The 18743-nt window shown below is 66.1% G+C and carries 18 protein-coding genes; 9 read left to right on the top strand and 9 right to left on the bottom strand.

Going from position 1 to position 18743, the window contains the following annotated elements:
• Positions 1 to 6 precede the first annotated feature (6 nt).
• Positions 7 to 528, top strand: a complete 522-nt coding sequence (locus CB0101_RS04585; RefSeq protein WP_010306916.1) for a hypothetical protein — start codon at positions 7 to 9, stop codon at positions 526 to 528.
• A gap of 79 nt (positions 529 to 607) precedes the next feature.
• Here the strand turns inward: CB0101_RS04585 and folE are convergent, their stop codons facing one another.
• The 6 genes from folE to CB0101_RS04555 form a co-directional block, all read right to left on the bottom strand.
• Positions 608 to 1330 carry a GTP cyclohydrolase I gene (gene folE / locus CB0101_RS04580; protein WP_029552880.1) on the bottom strand — a complete coding sequence of 241 codons (723 nt, stop codon included), beginning with the start codon at positions 1328 to 1330 and terminating at the stop codon, positions 608 to 610.
• A gap of 21 nt (positions 1331 to 1351) precedes the next feature.
• Positions 1352 to 2089, bottom strand: coding sequence for an SDR family oxidoreductase (locus CB0101_RS04575; protein ID WP_010306922.1), 738 nt, complete (start codon positions 2087 to 2089; stop codon positions 1352 to 1354).
• Positions 2090 to 2134: 45 nt separating this feature from the next.
• Positions 2135 to 3124 carry an acetyl-CoA carboxylase carboxyltransferase subunit alpha gene (locus CB0101_RS04570; protein ID WP_010306925.1) on the bottom strand — a complete coding sequence of 330 codons (990 nt, stop codon included), beginning with the start codon at positions 3122 to 3124 and terminating at the stop codon, positions 2135 to 2137.
• A 56-nt stretch (positions 3125 to 3180) separates the two neighbouring features.
• The gene (locus CB0101_RS04565) at positions 3181 to 4248 is read right to left on the bottom strand and encodes a long-chain acyl-[acyl-carrier-protein] reductase (RefSeq protein ID WP_010306929.1); all 1068 of its coding nucleotides are present in this window, start codon (positions 4246 to 4248) and stop codon (positions 3181 to 3183) included.
• Between the two features lie 79 nt (positions 4249 to 4327).
• Positions 4328 to 5041, bottom strand: coding sequence for an aldehyde oxygenase (deformylating) (locus tag CB0101_RS04560; protein WP_010306931.1), 714 nt, complete (start codon positions 5039 to 5041; stop codon positions 4328 to 4330).
• A 97-nt stretch (positions 5042 to 5138) separates the two neighbouring features.
• The gene (locus CB0101_RS04555) at positions 5139 to 5966 is read right to left on the bottom strand and encodes a creatininase family protein (protein WP_010306933.1); all 828 of its coding nucleotides are present in this window, start codon (positions 5964 to 5966) and stop codon (positions 5139 to 5141) included.
• A gap of 63 nt (positions 5967 to 6029) precedes the next feature.
• Here CB0101_RS04555 and CB0101_RS04550 point away from each other — a divergent pair, with 63 nt between their 5' ends.
• Genes CB0101_RS04550 through pgeF form a run of 3 tightly spaced genes read left to right on the top strand, consistent with a single transcriptional unit; the run spans position 6030 to position 9159 of the window.
• Positions 6030 to 7415 carry a S1 RNA-binding domain-containing protein gene (locus CB0101_RS04550; RefSeq protein ID WP_029552883.1) on the top strand — a complete coding sequence of 462 codons (1386 nt, stop codon included), beginning with the start codon at positions 6030 to 6032 and terminating at the stop codon, positions 7413 to 7415.
• Positions 7412 to 8329, top strand: a complete 918-nt coding sequence (locus CB0101_RS04545) for a Tab2/Atab2 family RNA-binding protein (protein WP_010306939.1) — start codon at positions 7412 to 7414, stop codon at positions 8327 to 8329. The genes CB0101_RS04550 and CB0101_RS04545 overlap by 4 nt, the downstream gene beginning before the upstream one ends.
• An 11-nt stretch (positions 8330 to 8340) precedes the next feature.
• Entirely contained in the window at positions 8341 to 9159 is an 819-nt protein-coding gene (pgeF, locus tag CB0101_RS04540; protein WP_010306945.1) for a peptidoglycan editing factor PgeF, read from the top strand.
• Between the two features lie 134 nt (positions 9160 to 9293).
• On the opposite strand, the gene CB0101_RS04535 is transcribed toward pgeF, so the two are convergent.
• Positions 9294 to 11036, bottom strand: a complete 1743-nt coding sequence (locus tag CB0101_RS04535) for an FAD-binding domain-containing protein (protein ID WP_136643971.1) — start codon at positions 11034 to 11036, stop codon at positions 9294 to 9296.
• Between the two features lie 110 nt (positions 11037 to 11146).
• Between CB0101_RS04535 and CB0101_RS04530 the strand changes: the two genes are divergently transcribed.
• Positions 11147 to 11512 (top strand): AbrB family transcriptional regulator, encoded by a 366-nt coding sequence (locus tag CB0101_RS04530; protein ID WP_010306994.1) that lies wholly within the window; start codon positions 11147 to 11149, stop codon positions 11510 to 11512.
• On the opposite strand, the gene CB0101_RS04525 is transcribed toward CB0101_RS04530, so the two are convergent.
• On the bottom strand, positions 11451 to 13133 hold the full coding sequence (locus CB0101_RS04525; RefSeq protein WP_010306997.1) for an NAD(P)/FAD-dependent oxidoreductase: 1683 nt from the start codon (positions 13131 to 13133) through the stop codon (positions 11451 to 11453). The genes CB0101_RS04530 and CB0101_RS04525 overlap by 62 nt on opposite strands.
• Positions 13134 to 13214: 81 nt before the next feature.
• On the opposite strand from CB0101_RS04525, the gene CB0101_RS04520 reads away from it, so the two are divergent.
• The 3 genes from CB0101_RS04520 (at position 13215) to chrA (ending at position 16297) form a co-directional block, all read left to right on the top strand.
• Positions 13215 to 13949, top strand: coding sequence for an MBL fold metallo-hydrolase (locus tag CB0101_RS04520; protein ID WP_010307000.1), 735 nt, complete (start codon positions 13215 to 13217; stop codon positions 13947 to 13949).
• Between the two features lie 84 nt (positions 13950 to 14033).
• Positions 14034 to 14945 (top strand): fatty acid desaturase, encoded by a 912-nt coding sequence (locus CB0101_RS04515; RefSeq protein ID WP_071778120.1) that lies wholly within the window; start codon positions 14034 to 14036, stop codon positions 14943 to 14945.
• Positions 14946 to 14980: 35 nt separating this feature from the next.
• Positions 14981 to 16297, top strand: coding sequence for a chromate efflux transporter (chrA, locus tag CB0101_RS04510; RefSeq protein WP_010307005.1), 1317 nt, complete (start codon positions 14981 to 14983; stop codon positions 16295 to 16297).
• A 651-nt stretch (positions 16298 to 16948) separates the two neighbouring features.
• Here chrA and psbA read toward each other — a convergent pair.
• Positions 16949 to 18004, bottom strand: a complete 1056-nt coding sequence (gene psbA / locus CB0101_RS04505) for a photosystem II q(b) protein (protein WP_010307011.1) — start codon at positions 18002 to 18004, stop codon at positions 16949 to 16951.
• 240 nt (positions 18005 to 18244) lie between these two features.
• Here psbA and CB0101_RS04500 point away from each other — a divergent pair, with 240 nt between their 5' ends.
• Positions 18245 to 18691, top strand: a complete 447-nt coding sequence (locus CB0101_RS04500) for a TspO/MBR family protein (RefSeq protein WP_010307022.1) — start codon at positions 18245 to 18247, stop codon at positions 18689 to 18691.
• Positions 18692 to 18743: the final 52 nt, after the last annotated feature.

Raw genomic sequence — 18743 nt, 5'->3', positions numbered from 1 at the left:
CGCCCCATGGCCCTGATGCGCTCCACGGCCCGCCGCCTGCTGCCGCTGGCCCTACCGGTGGCTGCACTGGCAGCCGCGCTGGCGTCGCCGCTGCAGGCCCAGGATCTGGTGGGCTGCCGCCTGGTGGGCGCCACGCTGCAGTGCGTGCCCGGCGTGGATGAAAGCCCCCAGCTGCAGATCCAGCAGATGCAGCAGCAGATCTCCACCGACATCCAGCTCGAGGGGGTGGTGCAACAGCGCATCAATGGCCTGAAGCAGCTGGTGCTGCAGGGCGATGCTGCTGTGGGGGCGGTTCTGACCGCCACCGCCGTGGCGGATGCTCAAGCAGCGCTACCCACCGCCAACTACCACTGGTATCGCATCAAGCCTGGGCAGCGCAGCTGGGTGTTGATTGAAGGGGCCAATGGCACCACCTATGTGCCTGCCCCGGTGGACATCGGCCAAAACGTGATGGTGGTGGCTGTTGTGAATGAGAACGGCACCGTGAAGCGGGTTGCCTCCCAACCTCTGGGGCCCATTCAGCCCTGAGGGCTTCGCAGCAAAAAGGGTTGTCTCGGTGGTGATGTGCACCACCAAGGCAACCCCTCTAGATCAACGTGCGTGCGACTCAGTGCAGCAGCAGCGATTCCTGTTGCTTCACCAACTCAAAGAACTCAGCCTTGAGGCTCGGATCGTGGCGGAAGTCACCGCGCACCACCGAGTTCACCATGCTGGTTTGGGGCTCTTTCACGCCACGCCACTTCATGCAGTAGTGCTGCGCTTTCACCAGAATCGCTAGACCCTGGGGTTCACATAGGCGCTCAATTTCATCCGCCAGGATCATCACCGCTTCTTCCTGGATGTGGGGACGGGAGAACACCCAGTCCGCCACGCGGGAAAACTTGGAGAGGCCGATCACGCGATCGCCAGGCTTGATGCCGATCCAGCAGTTGCCCAAAATGGGCACCAGGTGATGGGAGCAGGCTGAACGCACCGTGATTGGCCCCACGGTGTAAATCTCATCCAGCTTCTTCACATTGGGGAAGCTGGCGATCTTGGGTTGCTGGTGATAGCGACCCTTGAACACTTCGTGGAGGTACATGCGAGCCACGCGCTCGGCAGTTTCCTCGGTGTTGTGATCGTTATCGATATCGATCACCAAGCTGCGCAGCAGCTCGCGAACCTTTCCGGCTACTTCGATCTCGAGCTGGTTGAGTTCACCCTCTTGAAGATGCTCAGCAATGTTGTCGTTGGCGAGATACGGCACGCCAGCGGCTTCAAGACGATCGCGAATGCGGCGGCTCACGGGAGCCAGCTGGCCGGAAACGCTTGAAGGAAGAGTAGAAGTCATGGATAGGTCCCGCGCAGCGAATCAGAGAACGCCAGCGGCGGGCATGAGGGTGATGTCCTCCGCGACTTGGGAGGAAGGTTGCTGGGCCAGAGACAACAGCGCCTCGGCCACGCGTTCTGGGGCAAGCATGGCACGGCGGTCAAAGGAACTGTGGACCGTTTCGCTGTCCCAAAGGGGCGTATTAACCGCACCGAGCGTGAGCGTGGAAACGCGGATGCCGTGCTGGCGCTCCTCTTCGGCCAGGCAGCGGCTGAACGACGCCAACGCCGCTTTGCTGGTGCAATACGCCCCCCATTCGGGAAAGGCGTTGCGGGCTGCGTGGCTGCTCACATTGATGATCAGACCCTGCTGCTGACGCAGGGCCGGCACGACCGCCTGGCACACCTGAAACACGCTGGTCACATTGAGCTGCAGCAGCCATTGCCAGCGCTCGAGCGTCATCTCCGTCAGGTTGCCCGTGTAGGCCGCGCCGGCGTTGTTGATCAGCACGTTGGGTGTCAGACCGCGGCTGAGCAGTTCTGCGAGGCCGGGGGCAATGGCCTGGGCATCGGCCAGATCGAGGGCCAGGGTTTCCACCTGCTGGCCATGGCTGCGCAGCTCGCGGGCCAGCGCTTCGAGGGCATCACTGGAGCGTGCCACCAGCAGCAGCTGATAGCCCGCCTGGGCAAAGGCCCGCGCCGCCGCTGCACCGATGCCGCGGGAGGCACCAGTGATCAAGGCGGTGGGGGGTGACGTTGTGGCGGCGGTGGTGGCGGTCACACGGGCTGGACCACCGAGCGGCCGTCCACGAAACGAAAGGAAACCTTAAGAGCTCAGGCTGGCGTCTTGCTGCCCGGCCTCAAGGAAGCGCCCCATGGCCCGGAACTTGGCGTAGCGCTGGTTGGTGAGCTCGGTTTCGCTCAGGGTCTGGAGCTCGCCCAGGTGACGCAGCAGCGCAGCCTTGAGGGTTTCCGCGGCCTGGCGCGGTGCCCAGTGGTTGCCACCGGATGGCTCGGCAATGATGTCGTCGATCAGCCCCAGCTTGAGCAGATCCGGCGCCGTGATCTTCAGGGCCTCGGCGGCCACGGGGGCCTTGCCGGCGTCGCGCCAGAGGATCGAAGCACAGGCCTCGGGGCTGGCCACTGTGTAAACGCTGTGCTGGAACATCAGCAGGCGATCAGCCACGCCGATGCCCAGGGCGCCGCCGGAGCCGCCCTCGCCGATCACGGTGGCCACGATCGGCACCCGCAGTCGGAACATCTCGCGCAGGTTCACGGCAATGGCTTCGCCCTGGCCCTGCTCTTCAGCGGTGAGTCCGGCGTAGGCGCCGGGGGTGTCGATGAAGGAGAAGATCGGCAGGCGGAACCGATCGGCGTGCTCCATCAGGCGCATCGCCTTGCGGTAGCCGCCGGGGGAGGCCATGCCGAAGTTGCGCGCCACGTTCTCCTTGGTGTCGCGTCCCTTCTGGTGGCCCAGCAGCACCACGCCTTGATCGCCGATGCGGCCCACACCGCCCACCAGGGCCTGGTCATCGTTGCCGCGGCGGTCGCCGTGCAGCTCGATGAATTCATCGGTGACCACCTGGATGTAGTCGAGGGTGCTGGGGCGCTGGGGGTGGCGCGCCACCTGGATCTTCTGGGCCGGGCTGAGGTTGGTGAAGATCTCCTCGCGCCGGCGGGCGGCCAGGGTTTCCAGCTGCAGCAGCTGCTGGCTCACATCCACCTCGGAATCCTTGGCCAGCTGGCGGATCTGCTCGATCTGCTCCTCCAGCTCCACCAGAGGTTTCTCGAAATCAAGCAGCGGACGGCGGGCCATGGCAGCAGGAGAAGGGCTGGGCTGGGCTGGACGTGTGGGGAGGCGGATCGGGTGGCTCAGGCAGCCGCCAGCTCCACTCCGCCCTGGGCTGCCCGGCTCAGTTGGGCAGCGTTGAGTCCGATGGCCTGGAATCCATGACGCAGCGAGGCATCGCCGATCAATTCCATGTTGGCCAGCGAGATGTTGTTGCGCCCCCAGCTGAAGTTGGTGTGGATTCCCTCAAATTCCAGCAGCATTGCCTCGGCAAAGCAAGCGAACAGCTGGCGCTTCGGGTTGTCCATTTCGGCCACCTCCATCATCTGCCAGCCGATGTCCTGCCAGAACTCCACAATGCCGCCCTTCAGCACGTGCACCCCATCGCCGGCCACCTTGGCGTCGAGATTCTTCGGGTAGCCGCCGTCGATCATCAAGCAGGGCTTGCGCAGGCTGGCGTGATCGATCGTGAGGGTCTGGGGCAGGCTGGCCACCCAAACCACCACATCAGCTTGGGGTAGGGCTTCCTCGAGGCTGAGGATCGTGCCGCCGCCGAGCGAGGTTTGAAGGTCTTGCAGGCGCTGCTGCTGGCGCGCCACGAGCAGCAACTCACCCACACCCGTTTTCTGGCTGAGCCAGCGGCACACGGCGCTGCCGATGTCGCCGGTGGCGCCCACCACAGCCACCTTGGCCTTGCTCAGATCAATGCCCAGCAGCGGTGCATTGCGTTCCACCTGTTGGCAGATCACCCAGGCGGTGTGGGTATTGCCGGTGGTGAAGCGCTGCCACTCGAGGGTGGTGTTGCGGATCTGCTGGAACTTCGAGAGGTCGTAGTTCTCAAAAATGATCGAGGTGAAGCCGCCGAGGGCCGTCACGTTGATGCCCTGCTTCTGGGCCATCTCCATGGCGTTCTGCACCTTGCGGGTGGCCGTTTTGAAACGGCTCAGCATCTCTGGCACAAAGCAGGAGTCGATGTAGGTGCCTTCGATCGTTTTGCCGGTGCGGCTGGTCACCTCAAAGGTTTCCAGCAGCTGAGGCGGGGCGGAGCACCAGGCGAGCATGTCGGCTTCGGCCATCTCCTCGAGTCCCAGTTCGCGGGCCTTTTCCTGGGCCTGGGCGAAGCTGCTGGAGTGACCGATCAGACCAAACATGCGTGCAGATGCTCCTGGTGACACACCGGCCTTGAAGTGACCCGATTAAAGGGCAACGCCGGTTGGGGGCTGGTTGAGCTCAGCCCACCAGGGCGGCGGCGGCCATGCGAGCGATCTCGCGGGTGCTGAAGCCGATCTCGGTGAGGGCTTCCTGGTAAGCGATCAAAAAGTCTTCGATCAGGTCTTCTTTATCCATGTGCAGCACGGCGGCATCGGCGGCCACTTGATCGAGCATGCGGCGGATCAGGGGCAGGTTGTCGCGGTTAGCCTGCTCCAGCTCTTCGCGGCAGCTCTCGAGATTGGCCTTCAGCCACTCTTGGCCGTAGTTGAGGTGGGTGTACTCATCCTTCACCACGCCCTCGGTGATCTTGCGGGCGAAGGGGTCGGCGACAGGGATATAGATGTGATACGCCGAGATGGCGAAGGCCTCAATCAGCAGCGCCTGGATCAGCAGGCAAGTGGGCACCTTGCCTGCCTCGAGGGCGGTGGTGAAGTTGTTGTGCAGCGGCGCAAAGAACTCCTTGGCAAAGGCCATGTCGGCGGTCACACCAAGGTTGTTGGCACATGCGGTGAAGCCCTTCATGTGCTTGAGCTCCATGCGCGCCAGCTTGGTGAGCTCTTCGGCCTGATCAGGCAGCAGCGTGCCGATGGCGATGTAGTTGTCGTGGGCTTCCTGCTCGCCCTCGATCACGATCGCGTTGATGCGGCTGTAAGCGTCCTTGTAGGTCTCGGTGGTGAAGTCGGGCAGGTTGCAGGTTTCGGTGCCGAGTTCCGGGGCTTCAAGGGTCGCCATGGCTACCTGATCCACATCGCAATGGAGTCGACTGTAACCATCTCCTGCGGGTGTAGTTGGGCTTATGAAAGCTTTTGAGCACCGGGGATCCGCCCCATCAAGGCTGCGTTCCAGCCCCGTGGGCTGATCCCGGGGGCCAGGAGCTGCCCAGCAGGGCCTCCAGCAGCCCTCGCCAGCCGGCCACCAGTCGCTCCTCCAGGGCCGCCCCTAGCTCGGCTGAGGCGCCGCGGCTGTCGCCCACCACGCCGGTGCGGGAGAGATCCGTGGTGAGCCAGGCCTCAGGCACCGCTCCCTCCAAGCTCCAGCCCGGCGGCGGCGCTTCGCTCAGCAACCCATCCACAGGGCGTTCAGGTCCCACTAGCTCCGGCGCGAGCTGCAGCATCAGGCTGGTTTCGGCCAGGCCGGCGTGCAGCCCCTGGCTGCGTTCCGGCTCCTCCAGCAGCTCGCCGATGCCATCGGGACCACTCCAGAGAAAGCAGGGCAGCACAGCCAGCTCCGGCCGCTGGGCCCGCAGCTGGCGGGCTCCCACCTGCAGTAGGGCGATCTGGCCGCCGTGGCCGTTGAACAGCACCAGTCGCTGGAACCCGGCATCGGCCAGCTGCGCCCCAATCACCTCGATCTGACGGATCAACAACTCCGCCGGCAAGCTCAGGGTGCCCTGGAACCCCAGGTGTTCTGGGGAGAAGCCGAGGTTTTGCACCGGTAGCCGCCAGATCGGCAGGGCTTCGGGCAGCCCCTCGAGCACCCGATCCAGCAGCCGATCCGCAAACAGGGCATCGGTGCCCAGAGGCAGCTGGGGGCCGTGTTGCTCGAAGGCGCCGAAGGGCCACACCACGGTGCTGCCGGGCTGGGATGCCGCCTGCACGAGTTGCGGCCAGGCCAGTTGCTCCAGCCGTCGGGTGCCGGATCGGCAGGTGCGCTCCATGGGCTGGCAATTGGGCTGAAGGGGCCTCACTACAGTGTGGCGCTGTGCATCTGTGCTTGTTTCATGGCCGGTCCTGGCAACCAGCAGCCCTCCCAGCCTTCGGCCAAGCAAGTTCAGTCGCCGCGACCCGTGCCTCCTGCCTCCCCGCGACCCCCGGCGGGTGGGGCAGCCCCGGTGCGCAAGCCGCCTCAAGTGCTGCAAATCAATAAAAAGGAAGAGCAGCTGAAGCTCGAGCGCGAGGCCGCTGAAGCCCGTGCCGCCGCTGAAGCTGCTGCCCAGCGCGCCGCCGAACTGGAAAACGCCGTGCGCGCCTCCCGCGGTGAAGCTCCCGTAGCCCCGCAGCGCCCCAGCGCACCCGCCGCCCCGAGCCGCAGCTCCGATGGCGACGACGAGTTGTTCGACATGAGTGGCTTCGAGGGCCTCACCATGGCGGATCTGCTCGGCCCCGACGACAAGCGTGCCGGCCGTGGCGGTCGTGGTGGCTCCGGTGGTTCCGGCAGCGCCCGCATGGCCCCGCCTCAGCCCGAACGCGCCGCTGCGGTGCCGGCCCGCACTGTGGACGATTTCGATTTCGATGCGGATGCCTTCCTGGCGGCCCTCGATGAGCAGGAGTTCGTGGGCACCACCGGTGAAGTGGCGGTGGGCACCGTGGTGGGCCTCGAGAGCGATGGCGTGTATGTGGATATCGGTGGCAAGGCCCCCGGTTTCATGCCCAAGAAGGAATGTGGCCTCGGGGTGATCACCAACCTCAAGGAGCGTTTCCCCCGTGGTACTGAGGTGGAAGTGCTGGTCACCCGCGAGCAGAACGCCGACGGCATGGTGACCGTGAGCGCCCGCGCCCTGGCCCTGCGCCAAAGCTGGGAGAAGGTGCGCGCCCTGGAGAAGGAGGGCAAGGTGCTGCAGGTGAAGGTGAATGGCTTCAACCGCGGCGGTGTGACCGCCGATGTGGAAGGGCTGCGGGGCTTCATTCCCCGCTCCCAGCTGCAGGAGGGTGAGAACCATGAAGCCCTGGTGGGCAAAACCCTCGGTGTGGCCTTCCTGGAGGTCAACCCCGAGACCCGCAAGCTGGTGCTCTCCGAGAAGAAAGCGGCCACCGCCGCCATCTTCCAGAACCTGGAGGTGGGCCAGCTGGTGGAAGGCCAGGTGGTGTCGGTGAAGCCCTATGGCTTGTTTGTGGATCTGGGCGGCATCAGCGGCCTGCTGCACCAATCCGTGATCACCGGCGGTCAGATGCGCGATCTGCGCGAGGTGTTCGGCCAGGGTGATCGGGTGAAGGCGTTGATCACTGAGCTCGATCCCGGCCGTGGTCGCATCGCCCTCAACACCGCCCTGCTCGAGGGCCAGCCCGGTGAATTGCTCATCGATCGCGACAAGGTGATGGCCGAAGCCGCCGATCGGGCCAACCGTGCTCGTAGCGTGCTGCGCCAACAGGAACAGAGCGCCGGATGAGTCAGGCCACCGATCAGGTTGCTGATCCCACCCGTCGCACTGCAGCCCCGCTGCAGCTCGATTGGGAGCTCGACTACTACTCCCGGCCGATCCTCGAGCCCGACGGCAAGAAACGCTGGGAGCTCCTGATCTGCAGCACCCCGGCCCCCGGTGCGTCGGGCCCCGGATTCCGCTTTGTGCAGAACTGCTCCGCCTCCAGCGTGAATTCGCAGTGGCTGAAGCAGGCCCTCGAGCAGGCTATGGAGCAGGCGGCTGCGGAGGGCTATGCCGCCCCCCGCAAGCTGCGTTGCTGGCGGGCTTCGATGCGCACGATGGTGTCGCGCGCGGCGGAGCAACTCAGCCTGGAGCTGATCCCCAGCCGCCGCTGCTACGCCCTGGTGGAGTGGCTGCAGGAGCGCCAAGCCACGGTGTATCCCGCGGAGGAGGGCTACATGGCCGGGCCTCTGGCGCCAGCGCCCCTGCCGATTCAGCCGGTGGCGGTGCCCTTGCCGGAGGCCGCCCGCGGCGATAGCTGGAGCTGGGCCTCGCTTCCCCTCGGCGCCCTGCGGGAAGCCGCCGAGTGGGATGTGAGCTTTGCAGGCCTGGTGCCCCTCGATGGCACCGGCGACGACGACGTGATGGTGAGTGGTCTGCGCCTGTTCAGCGCCACCCGCTCGCTGGCCATTGCCGGTTGGATTGCGGGGCTTGAGCCGGTGCGCCTGGAGGTGAGCGGCAATCAACTGGTGCTCGAGGCCGGCCTGGAGGATCGCTGGTTGCTGGGGAACCTTGAGGCCGAAGAAGCGGAAGCGGCGGCCCAGGCCTTCCGCGCCGCACGCCAGCAGGCCGGCGGCGTGCAATTCCTGGCGGTGCAAAGCAGCGACGCCCAGAACGGCTTCGATGGCTTCTGGGTGCTGCGCGATCTCCCCGATGCCTGAGGAGGCGGACCATGGCGGAAGCCGTTGATCCCCCGTTTGATCGCCCCGATGCCCGCTTCAATCTGCTGGAGGGGTGGACCTGGATCGGCTGCTACGGCGGCTATTACCTCCAGGCTGATTTGCTCTCAGGCTTTGAGCACGGCTTCTTCACCCGCCAGTGGGCAGGCCGCGGGCCCGAGGTGTTGGCGGGCTATGTGAGCGGCGGCGTGACGGTGCACCGCCCCAAGCAGGTGCACAGCGCCTTGGTGCTTCCCGCCAGTGCCGCCAGCACCGAGCCTTGGCCAGAGGCCGATGGCTTGGTGAGTGATGCGGGCGGTCAGAGCCTGTGGGTGTGCGGCGCCGATTGCACGCCGGTGCTGCTGGCTGATCCTCGCAGCGGCCGTGTGGCTGCCTGCCATGCCGGCTGGCGCGGTGTGGCCGGCGGCATCCTGCTGGAGGCCATCGCTCAGCTGGAGCAGGCCGGCTGCCGCCGCGGCGATCTGCTGGTGGCCCTCGGCCCGGCGGTGAGTGGTGCGCGCTACCAGGTGGAGCTGGCTGTGGCTGAGCAGGTGGCGGCATCGTTGCCGTCTGAGGCTGGTGGGGCCTTCGATGCCATGGCTGAGCTGGAGCGCTGCGGTGCGCTTCAGGGCGACCCTGAACCCGGCCGCGCTCGCCTCGATATCCGCGCGGCCACCCGCCGTCAGCTGGAGTTGGCCGGTGTGCCGGCCCAGCAGATCAGCGTGTGCCCGCTTTGCACCGTGGGCGAGGCGTTGTTGTTCCATTCCTGGCGCCGCGATCAGGTGAAGGCGGTGCAGTGGAGCGGCATCGTGTCGCAGCAATTGCCCGACTGACGCCTGACTGATGGAGGCGGGTGTTGTGCCGAGCGACTGTCCAGGCTCGGATATCCATGGATATCCGGACCAGGAGACTGTCTGGATAGGGATGGCTTGGCCCCATGCGCGCGGTACCGCCGGGCCCGAGCGCCTTAGGGCTCGAGGGAAATTCCGAGATCGAGGCTGAGTTGCCCCGGGCTGGTTTGGGCGCGGCGGCTGCGGCTTCCGCTCCGGCCCGAGCTGCGGCTGCCGCTGGTGTTGCTGCGGCTTCGACTGGTGCCATTGGTGCGGCTGCTGCCGCTGAACCAGCTCATCAGGGCTCTCCAGCCGGCTGGCTCGAGCCGATCGAGATCCACGGCGCTGGGTTGCAGGGCTGATGGGGGCTGGGCTGCCCACAGATCTGCCCAGCCCACTTCGCAGCCGGCGATGCGCTGGTAGCCGAAGGGATGGAGATGGCTCGGAAGGCGAGCCATTGCGGATTGAACGGCTCCAATTTGGAGACGTTGCTGCTCCAACGCCTCCAGCCGCAGTCTGCGGGATGTTTCGTAATCGAGCACCGGAGCGGGGTAGTCGGCCATGGCGGGCGGGGTACCCAGTTGGTCGTTGGTGAGGCCCCGCAGTTCCGGCAGCCAGCGCCGGATGAACAGCCCATGGGGATCGCAGCGATCCACCGCCACCTGGCCCGGGTGGTAGATGCGGGTCCAGGCTTTGGTGCCGTGGTACGTCACCCCCGCCTGCATCGCCCATTGGTAGTGATCGATGGGGCAATCGCCATCAATCAGATGACGCATGTAATGCAAGGCCCCGAAGCGCCAATCGATGCCACAGAGGTTGGAGAGAAAGCTGGCGTAGATCGCCCGGCTGCGGAAGTTGAGTTCGAGCCAGCCCCCTTCGGCCTGCAGGCAGCGGGCGGCGGCATCCACGATCGGAAAGCCCGTGCGGCCCTCGCGCCAGGCGGCGTAGAGCTCCTCCTGTTGGGCGCTGAGCTCGCAGTGGGTGTCGAGGGGGCTCCACAACGCGATCAATTCCAGCTGGGGCAGGTAGCGAAAGCGTTGGTGGATGGCGCAGCCCCAGCGCAGGCGGCTGGCGAGTTGCACGGCGCTGCGGCTGCGGGGATCGCGGCGGCCGCCCTCGCCGCCGCGGGGCAGGAGCCAGGCCAAACGCTGCAGGCACTGGCGCGGTGAAATCACCCCGAATTTCAGGTAGGGGCTCAGCCCGGTGGTGACCTTCGCCGAGGGGTAGCTGAGCTCCCAGTAGTAGCTGCGTGACGCCGAGCCTTCGCAAAACTGCTCGAGCCGCTTGAGGGCTGCGGCAGTGCCGCCCGGGGGGATGGGCTTGGCATCCGGCCTCAGGCCCAACGCTTCCAGGCTGGGCACCGGTGTGTCCGGCAGGGCGCTGGAGGGGGGCGGCACCACCACACGCTCCGGTGCTGGCAGGGCCGGGCTGGCCATGGCCTGGTGCCACTGGCGGCTCCAGCCGCTGTAGGCCATCAGCTCGCCGCAGGCGCCGGCCGGTTCCACCCAGCGCAGTGGAATGCGGTGGGCGGCCAGGGTGCGGCTGACGCGGGCATCGCGCACGCGGCCCACCAAGCGTTCGCTGTCGGTGTGGGCGATCACGCCATCGGCGCCGCTGAGCTGCACCACCTGCAGCAGTTGTTCAGCCGGATCGCCACAACGGATCAGCAGGCGACCGCCCCGCTGCCGCAGATCTGCATCAAGTGCCTGCAGATTGTTGAGCATGAAGGCCACGCGGGCCACGGCTGTTTCCGGGTGAAACAACAGATCGCGATCCAGCACGAAAACCGGCAGGACCGCTCCCTGGTTGCAAGCTTCACTGAGGGCTGCGTGGTCGCTGAGGCGCAGGTCACGCCGAAACCACACCACCGTGCACGCCATGGCGTTTCACTGGGCGGGCGAGGAAGGATTGCAGTCTGGTTGCGGGGCTTCTTTGTTGCGAGGCTTCCACCGCGATGCGATAATGCAAATGTTGCATAACTAACAAACAGATGCTCACAGGAGCAGATCTTCTCGCCAAGGTCAAAGAGCTTGGCGATGTGAGCAAGTCCGACATCGTGCGGGCTTGCGGCTACGTGTCCACGAAGAAGGACGGCTCCGAGCGTCTCAACTTCACCGCCTTCTACGAAGCGCTGCTCAACGCCAAGGGCGTGGATTTTGGTGGTGGCTCCGCCAAGGTGGGCAAAGGCGGCCGCAAGCTCAGCTTCACCACCAAGGTGCAGTTCAACGGCAACCTGATGGTGGGCAAGGCCTATACCGCCCTGCTCGATCTCAAGCCCGGCGACGAATTTGAGATCAAGCTCGGCCGCAAACAGATTCGCCTGGCACCCCTGGGTGCTCCTGACGAAGAAGAGTGAGGCCAACGGCTTCCGCCACGCGGATGCCATCGATCGCGGCTGAGAGGATTCCGCCGGCGAAGCCGGCCCCCTCTCCCGCCGGGTACAGCCCCGGGGTGTTGATGCTCTGCATCCGCTCATCCCGCGGCACCCGAATCGGTGAGGAGGTTCGGGTCTCCACGCCCGTGAGCATGGCGTCGTCCATGGCGTAGCCCTCGATCTTGCTGTTGAACGCCGGTAGGGCTTCCCGCAGCGCTTCGATCGCATAGTCCGGCAGGGCACTGCTCAAATCGGTGAGCGTCACGCCCGGTGCATAGGAGGGCTGCACGCTGCCGGTGCTGTTGCTGCTGCGGCCTGACAGAAAATCGCCCAGGCGTTGGCCCGGTGCCGCGAAGGTTTCGCCCCCCAGGGCATAGGCCCGCGATTCCCAGTGCCGTTGGAAGGCCACCCCCGCGAGTGGGTCGTTTGGGCCGCTGCCGTAGGGCTCCACATCGGCGGGCTCAATGTTCACCACGATGCCGCTGTTGGCATTGCGCTCGTTGCGCGAGTGCTGGCTCATGCCGTTGGTTACTACCCGCCCTGCTTCAGAGGTAGCGCCCACCACCAACCCGCCGGGGCACATGCAGAAGCTGTACACGCAGCGGCCGTTGCTGGCGTGGTGCACGAGCTTGTATTCGGCTGCGCCCAACTGAGGGTGGCCGGCACAGCTGCCCCAGCGGGCTGCATCGATCAGGGGCTGGGGATGCTCGATGCGGAAGCCCACCGAGAAGGGTTTGCGTTCCATCGTCACGCCCTGGGCGTGGAGCATGGCGAAGCTGTCGCGGGCGCTGTGCCCCACCGCCATCACCACCTGCCGGGCGGGGATGAAGCTGCCATCGGCGAGGGTGACGCCCCGCACGGCGTGATCGTTCGGGTTGAGCTCGAGCCGATCCACCCGGCTTTCGAAGCGGATCTCACCGCCCAATGCTCGGATCTGGGCCCTGAGGCCCCGCACCACCGTGGCCAGCTTGAAGGTGCCGATGTGGGGGCGGTGCAGCACCAGGATTTCCGGGTTGGCGCCGGCGGCCACCAGCTCCTCGAGCACCTTGCGGCCCAGATGGCGCGGGTCGCGCACCTGGCTGTAGAGCTTGCCGTCGGAGAAGGTGCCGGCTCCCCCTTCCCCGAACTGGGCATTGGATTCGGGGTTGAAGGGGCGTTTGCCCTGCCAGAAACCGAAGGTGTCGGCGCTGCGTTCCTTCACCGGTTTGCCCCGTTCCAGCAGCAGCGGCTTTAAGCCCATCTGGGCCAGCAGCAGGGCGCAGAAATAACCGCAGGGGCCTGCCCCCACCACCACCGGCCGCGGCAGATCCGCATCTGCCGGCGCCTGGGCCACCAGCTGATAGGTGGTGTCGGGAGCGGGCTGCAGGTGCGGGTCGCGCGAGAAGCGCTTGAGCAGCCGCTGCTCCAGGGCGGGATCCAGCTCAAACTCAAGGCTGTAGGCCAGCTGGATCTGGCTTTTCCGGCGGGCATCCACGCTGCGTTTCACCACCACGGGTTCGCTGCGGAGCGCTTCGGGTGTGAGCTTCAGCCGGCGGCAGAGGGCGGCGCCGATCGCCTCGGGCTCGTGGTCGAGCGGCAGCTTCAGTTCGTTGAGCCGCAGCATCGGCAGTGATCAACCCCTTTCCTGCATTCCAGCACCCGCGCTGCGGTGCTGTTTAGGGTCGCGATTCCTGCGGCAGCCTTCATGTACGCCACCTATTTCGGTGCCAACGGTTGGTTGCTGGAGCTGGGTGGCCTGCGGGTGCTGGTGGATCCCTGGCTGACCGGCGCGCTGCGCTTTCCGCCCGGGGCCTGGTTTTTTGAAGGGCAGCTGCCTGAGAGCCAGCCGGTGCCGGCGGAGCTGGACCTGCTGCTGCTCACCCAGGGGCTCGACGACCACGCCCATCCCGACACCCTGCAGCTCCTGCCGCGCTCCCTGCCGGTGGTGGGCTCAGTGTCGGCGGCGGCGAAGGTGCGCGGTCTCGGCTTTGAAACGGTCACAGCCTTGCGCCCTGGTGAACAGTGTCGCCATGGCGAGCTGCAGATCACAGCCACGGCCGGCGCGCCGGTGCCTCAGGTGGAGAACGGCTACCTGCTGGAGCATCCCCGGGGATCGCTTTATCTCGAGCCCCACGGCTACCTCCCCGCCGATCTGCCGGCCCGGCCTCTCGATGCGGTGATCACCCCGGTGGTGGACCTAGGGCTGCCGGTGGCGGGGGCCTTTGTGCGCGGCCAGGCGGTGCTGCCTGAGCTGCTGGAGCGGTTCCAGCCCCGCACGGTGCTGGCCAGCACGGCAGGCGGCGATGTGGCCTTCAGCGGTTTGCTCACCCGGCTGTTGTGGATGAAGGGCAGCCCGGCTGAGGCCGCGGCGGCGATGCCGGCTGGCAGCCAGTTGATCGATCCGCAGGTGGGTGAGCGCTACGCGCTGGCAGCGGCCTGATCGTCGCCTTTGCTGCAGCGTTGCCGCACTGGGCCCGCCGGCTGGGCTGACCTCCATACGGTGGCCGCATCGCCACTGCCGTTGATGCCTGATCCGGTTGCGTTGCGCCCGCTGATCCGCGATCTGCATGCTGCCGTTGCCGACCTGCAGGCTCCGGCGTTGCAGCCGGCCTGGGGGCGACTGCTGCTGCTGCTGGCCCTTCTCGCCGCCGGCGGCGTGGCCTACTGGCAGCTGCAGGCCTGGCCCCAGCGCCTCGCCGCGGCGCTGCTGGTGGCTCTGGCGGAAACGTTGCTGTTGATCGCCACCCATGAGGCCTGCCATGGCACCTTGCTGGGCCAGCGCCGGCTCGAGTTGGTGCTGGCGGCGCTGATTAGCTGGCCTATGGCCTGGCCGCTCTGCACCTATCGGCTGTTGCATCGCCTGCATCACCGCTGGAACAATCGCGACCCGCGCGATCCCGAGCGGATCCACCAGCAGGAGCCCGGTCGTTGGCGCTGGCTGGTGCTGGCCGGTGGAGCCGGCCTGATCCTGCGCACCCTGCAGGAGGCGCTGCGGCTGCAGGCGCAGCAGCCGGCGTTGCGCCGGGCTCTCCTGCTCGATGGGCTCGGCATCGTGCTGGTGCAGGCCTTGATCCTGGTGGTGGTGATCCAGCACCGGCAACTGCTGGCCTACGGCGTGGGTTGGCTGGTGGTGGAGCGGGTGGCGGGTGCGCTGCTGCAGTTGCGCGGTGCGATCGAGCACTGGCAGCTCTGGCAACCGCAACCCCATCCGTTGCTGAGCCAGCTCTATGGCTCCCGCACGGTTGTCGTTCCCGCTTGGCTCAACGGCTGGCTCGGGGGCTTGCCCCACCACAGCACCCACCACGCCTTCCCGGCGATCCCGACCCGCCGCTTGCCGCAGGCCACGGCGCGCCTGCAACAGGTGTTGAGCACCCATGGCTACCCGCCCTTGCCGTGTTGCCAGGGCTACAGGGAGGCCCTCAGGCAGTTGGGCTGAACCCGCCAAACTGAGCGGGCCTCTGGCGCCCAGGTGTGAATCGCAGCGTGAGCTTGCTGGAGGCAAGCCGCTTCTGGTGGCGCCTTGGCTGGGTGAGTTTTGGCGGCCCGGCAGGCCAAATCGCCCTGCTGCATCGGGAGCTGGTGGAGCAGCGGCGCTGGCTGAGCGAGCAGCGCTATCTGCACGCCCTCAATTTCTGCATGCTGCTGCCTGGTCCTGAGGCCACGCAGCTCGCCACCTATCTGGGCTGGTTGATGCACGGCTGGACCGGCGGCCTGATCGCGGGTGTGCTGTTTCTCTTGCCCTCCGCCCTGCTGCTCAGTGGGCTGGGCTGGTTGTATGTGGTGTGGGGAACGCTGCCGCTGGTGATGGCGGTGTTTGCGGCGCTGAAGCCGGTGGTGCTGGCCATCGTTGTTGTTGCGGCCTGGCGTCTGGCGCGGCGCACCCTGCGCACACCACTCCATGGCCTGTTGGCGGCCCTGGCCCTGCTGCTGCTCACCAGTTCGGCTCTGCCCTATCCGGCCCTGGTGCTCGGGGCCGCGCTGGTGGGTTGGCTGGCGGGCCGTTGGCGGCCGCGCTGGATCCTGCCGGTCCGTGAGGAGTTGGCGGTGCGAGCAGCTGCGGCTGATCCAGGGCCTGGTCTCGAGGCGATCCATGGCGACACCACCCCCACCCCGGACCATGCCCGCTTCAGTGGGCGAGGTCTGTTGATCACGCTTTTGGCCTGGGGTGTGGCGCTGCTGTTGCCCTTGATGGCTGTGGTGCGCTTGGGGGGCTGGGATGGACCGCTGGCCGCGATGGCGCGCTTTTTCAGCCAGGTGGCCCTGGTGAGCTTCGGGGGCGCCTATGCCGTGTTGCCCTATGTGGCCCAGGGGGCGGTGGAGCAGCACGGCTGGTTGAGCGCCACGCAGATGCTGGACGGCCTGGCCCTGGGGGAAACCACGCCGGGGCCGCTGATCATGGTGCTGGCCTTTGTTGGCTTCCTGGGGGGCTGGAGCAGCGGCGTTGGCGGCTGGGCGGCGGCGGCGGTCACCGTGTGGTTCACCTTTCTGCCCTCGTTTGGTTTCATCCTGGCGGGGGCACCGCTGGTGGAGGCGAGCCGAGGCGATCAGCGCTTCACCGCGCCGCTCACGGCGATCACGGCCGCCTTGGTGGGGGTGATCGCCAGCTTGGCGGTGTTCTTTGCCGTGCCGGTGCTGCTGCCGGGAGGGCGTCTCGATCCCGTGGCGGCGGGGCTGACGCTGGTGGCGCTGCTCCTACTGCTGCGCCAGCGCTGGGGGGTGTTGCCTCTGATCGGCTCAGCGGCTCTGCTGGGTGTGTTGCGCTACGGCTTGGCTGAGCTTGTCCAGTAGTGGAGCCATCCAGGGTTGCCAGATCCCCCGGGCCAGCGTGTGCTGGCAGGGCTCGTAGATCTGGCGGGCTCGGATGGTATTGCGCAACAGATTGAGCTCCTGAACTGTGAGCTCAAGCGTGATCGTGGCTGCCAACAGCTTGCCTCAGATCGGGTCCTCCAGCTGTAGGTGCAGAGGGCTGATTCAGGCCGCTGATGCAGCAGCAAAGCGGCGGAAGGTGTGCAGCCTGCGGCGGTACGGGAAGACGATCATTGCCAACCGTTCGGCAGCACGTGGAACTCTTATTTTGAGGTTGAGGGGAGGAGCGGGAGCCAGCCCGACCTCCACCTCCAAGAGAGTCCGGCCAGGGATCACCCGAGCCGGTGTGCACAGAGGAGGTGCGATTGAAAACAACTGTGCGAGGTCCAGTTCAGTTGTCCTCGATGGCGCTGCGCGTGTGTCATCCCGTAGAGATCAGCCAGATGCCACGGATTGTTCCTTGAAACCCTCAACCTGGGCTGCATAACCCAGCTGGAGTGAACAGCTCGATCCCTTGAACCACAGACACCCGACCGGAGGTCATCCCATCTGCCAAGGTGACCTTCCGCAACCGGTGATAAGGCGCCCGACACGGGGCGCCTTTGTTTGGCTCAGCCTTCGTTCAGCCTGGGTTCAGCCGTTTGTTGCAACAGGCCGAGCCGCCAGATCAAGGGGAAACTGATGGGCGTTGCGCTCGTGCATGGCTTCAATACCGAGATTGCCGCGGTTGAGAACATCGGCCCAGGTTGGGATCACGCGGCCCTGATGATCAAGAACTGAGTGGTTGAAGTTGAAGCCGTTGAGGTTGAAGGCAAAGCTGGCCACCGCCAGGGCCGAACACCAGATGCCGATCACGGGCCAGGCGGCGAGCAACAGATGCACGCTGCGGCTGTTATCGCTGGTGGCATAGGGCATGATTAGCCGGCCCAGATAGGCGTGAGCGGCCACGATGTTGTAGGTGGGTTCCTTCTGGCCAAATAAGTAGCCGCGATTAATCGATTCCTGTTCGGTGGTTTCGCGAATCAAGCTGCTGCTCACCAGCGATCCATGCAATGCCGCCAAGAAGGCTCCGCCGAAGCTGCCGGCGACGGCGAGCATGTGCAGCGGGTGCATCAACACGTTGTGTTCCGCCTGCAGCACCAGCATGAAATTGAAGGTTCCGGAGATGCCGAGGGGCATCCCATCGGCGAAGGATCCTTGCCCCAGCGGATACACCAGCAGCACAGCCATGGCGCCGGCCCAGGGGGCCGAGAAGGCCACGGCAATCCAGGGGCGCATGCCCAGCCGGTAGCTCAGTTCCCATTGGCGGCCCATCCAAGCGGTGATGCCGATCAGGAAGTGGAACACGATCAGCTGATAAGGCCCGCCGTTGTAGAGCCATTCCTCCACGCTGGACGCCTCCCAGAGGGGATAGAAGTGCAGCCCGATCGCATTGGAGCTGGGCACCACGGCTGCGCTGATCAGGTTGTTGCCGCCCAGCAGTGAACCGCTGAGCGGTTCGCGGATGCCATCCACATCCACTGGAGGAGCGGCCACAAAGGCCATGGCGAACACGATCGTGGCGGTGAGCAGGCAGGGAATCATCAGCACGCCAAACCAACCGATGTAGATCCGGTTGTTGGTGTTGGTGATCCATGCCCGGAAGGGCCGCCAGCCAGAACGCCCGGCGGCGGAAGAAAGGGTGGTCATGGTGAAGTCCTTGAGGGCCCGCCCTGGCGAAGGCTCAGTTCGCTCTCGGGGCGGGGGTGAGTGGAGTGCGGCAGAACGAGGCGCTAACCCATGGCTCGTTCGGCCCCGCTCAGGCTGGCGCGCTAACGCTGCCGCTGGACGCGCGGCTGCAGCAATGCGGCGAGAGTGCGGCCGATCCGTTGGGCTGACTGCGGCAGTACGGCCTGGTTGTGATCAGGCTGGAGCAGATGCTTCGCCTCGATGACCGCCGCGATCGTGATCCTGCTGGTGATCGGCACCCTGGTGGTGGTGATCATGCCCAGCCAGGAGGAGTTCGCCTGGTTTCTGCGCCTGCGCCGGCCGAGTTGGCTCAGCTTTGAGGGCTTGATCCCGCTGATCTGGGTGCTCATCTACGGCTGCTTCTATGCATCGGCTCTCCTGGCCTGGAATCGCACCGCCAGTTGGGGGTTGATGGCTGGCTATCTGCTGCTGATGGTGTTGGTGCAGAGCTACACCTGGCTCATCTGCCGCACGCGTCGCCTGGCCAACGGCACGGTGGTGGGTCTGGCCGGCTGGCTCTGGGGCGTGGCGCTCACGGTGGTGGTGGCGGCCCCATCACAACCTGCGGCGTTGTTGTTGATTCCCTACCTGCTCTGGAGCCCGGTGGGCACGCTCGTCACCTGGCAGATGCAGCGCTTGAACCGTTGATGCCGTGAATCTGCGCCGGCCGATCCTGCAGTGCCTGAATAAACCGGATGCA

The sequence above is a fragment of the Synechococcus sp. CB0101 genome, from assembly GCF_000179235.2.
Lineage (GTDB): Bacteria > Cyanobacteriota > Cyanobacteriia > PCC-6307 > Cyanobiaceae > Vulcanococcus.
This window is presented reverse-complemented; position numbering and strand designations above follow the sequence as displayed.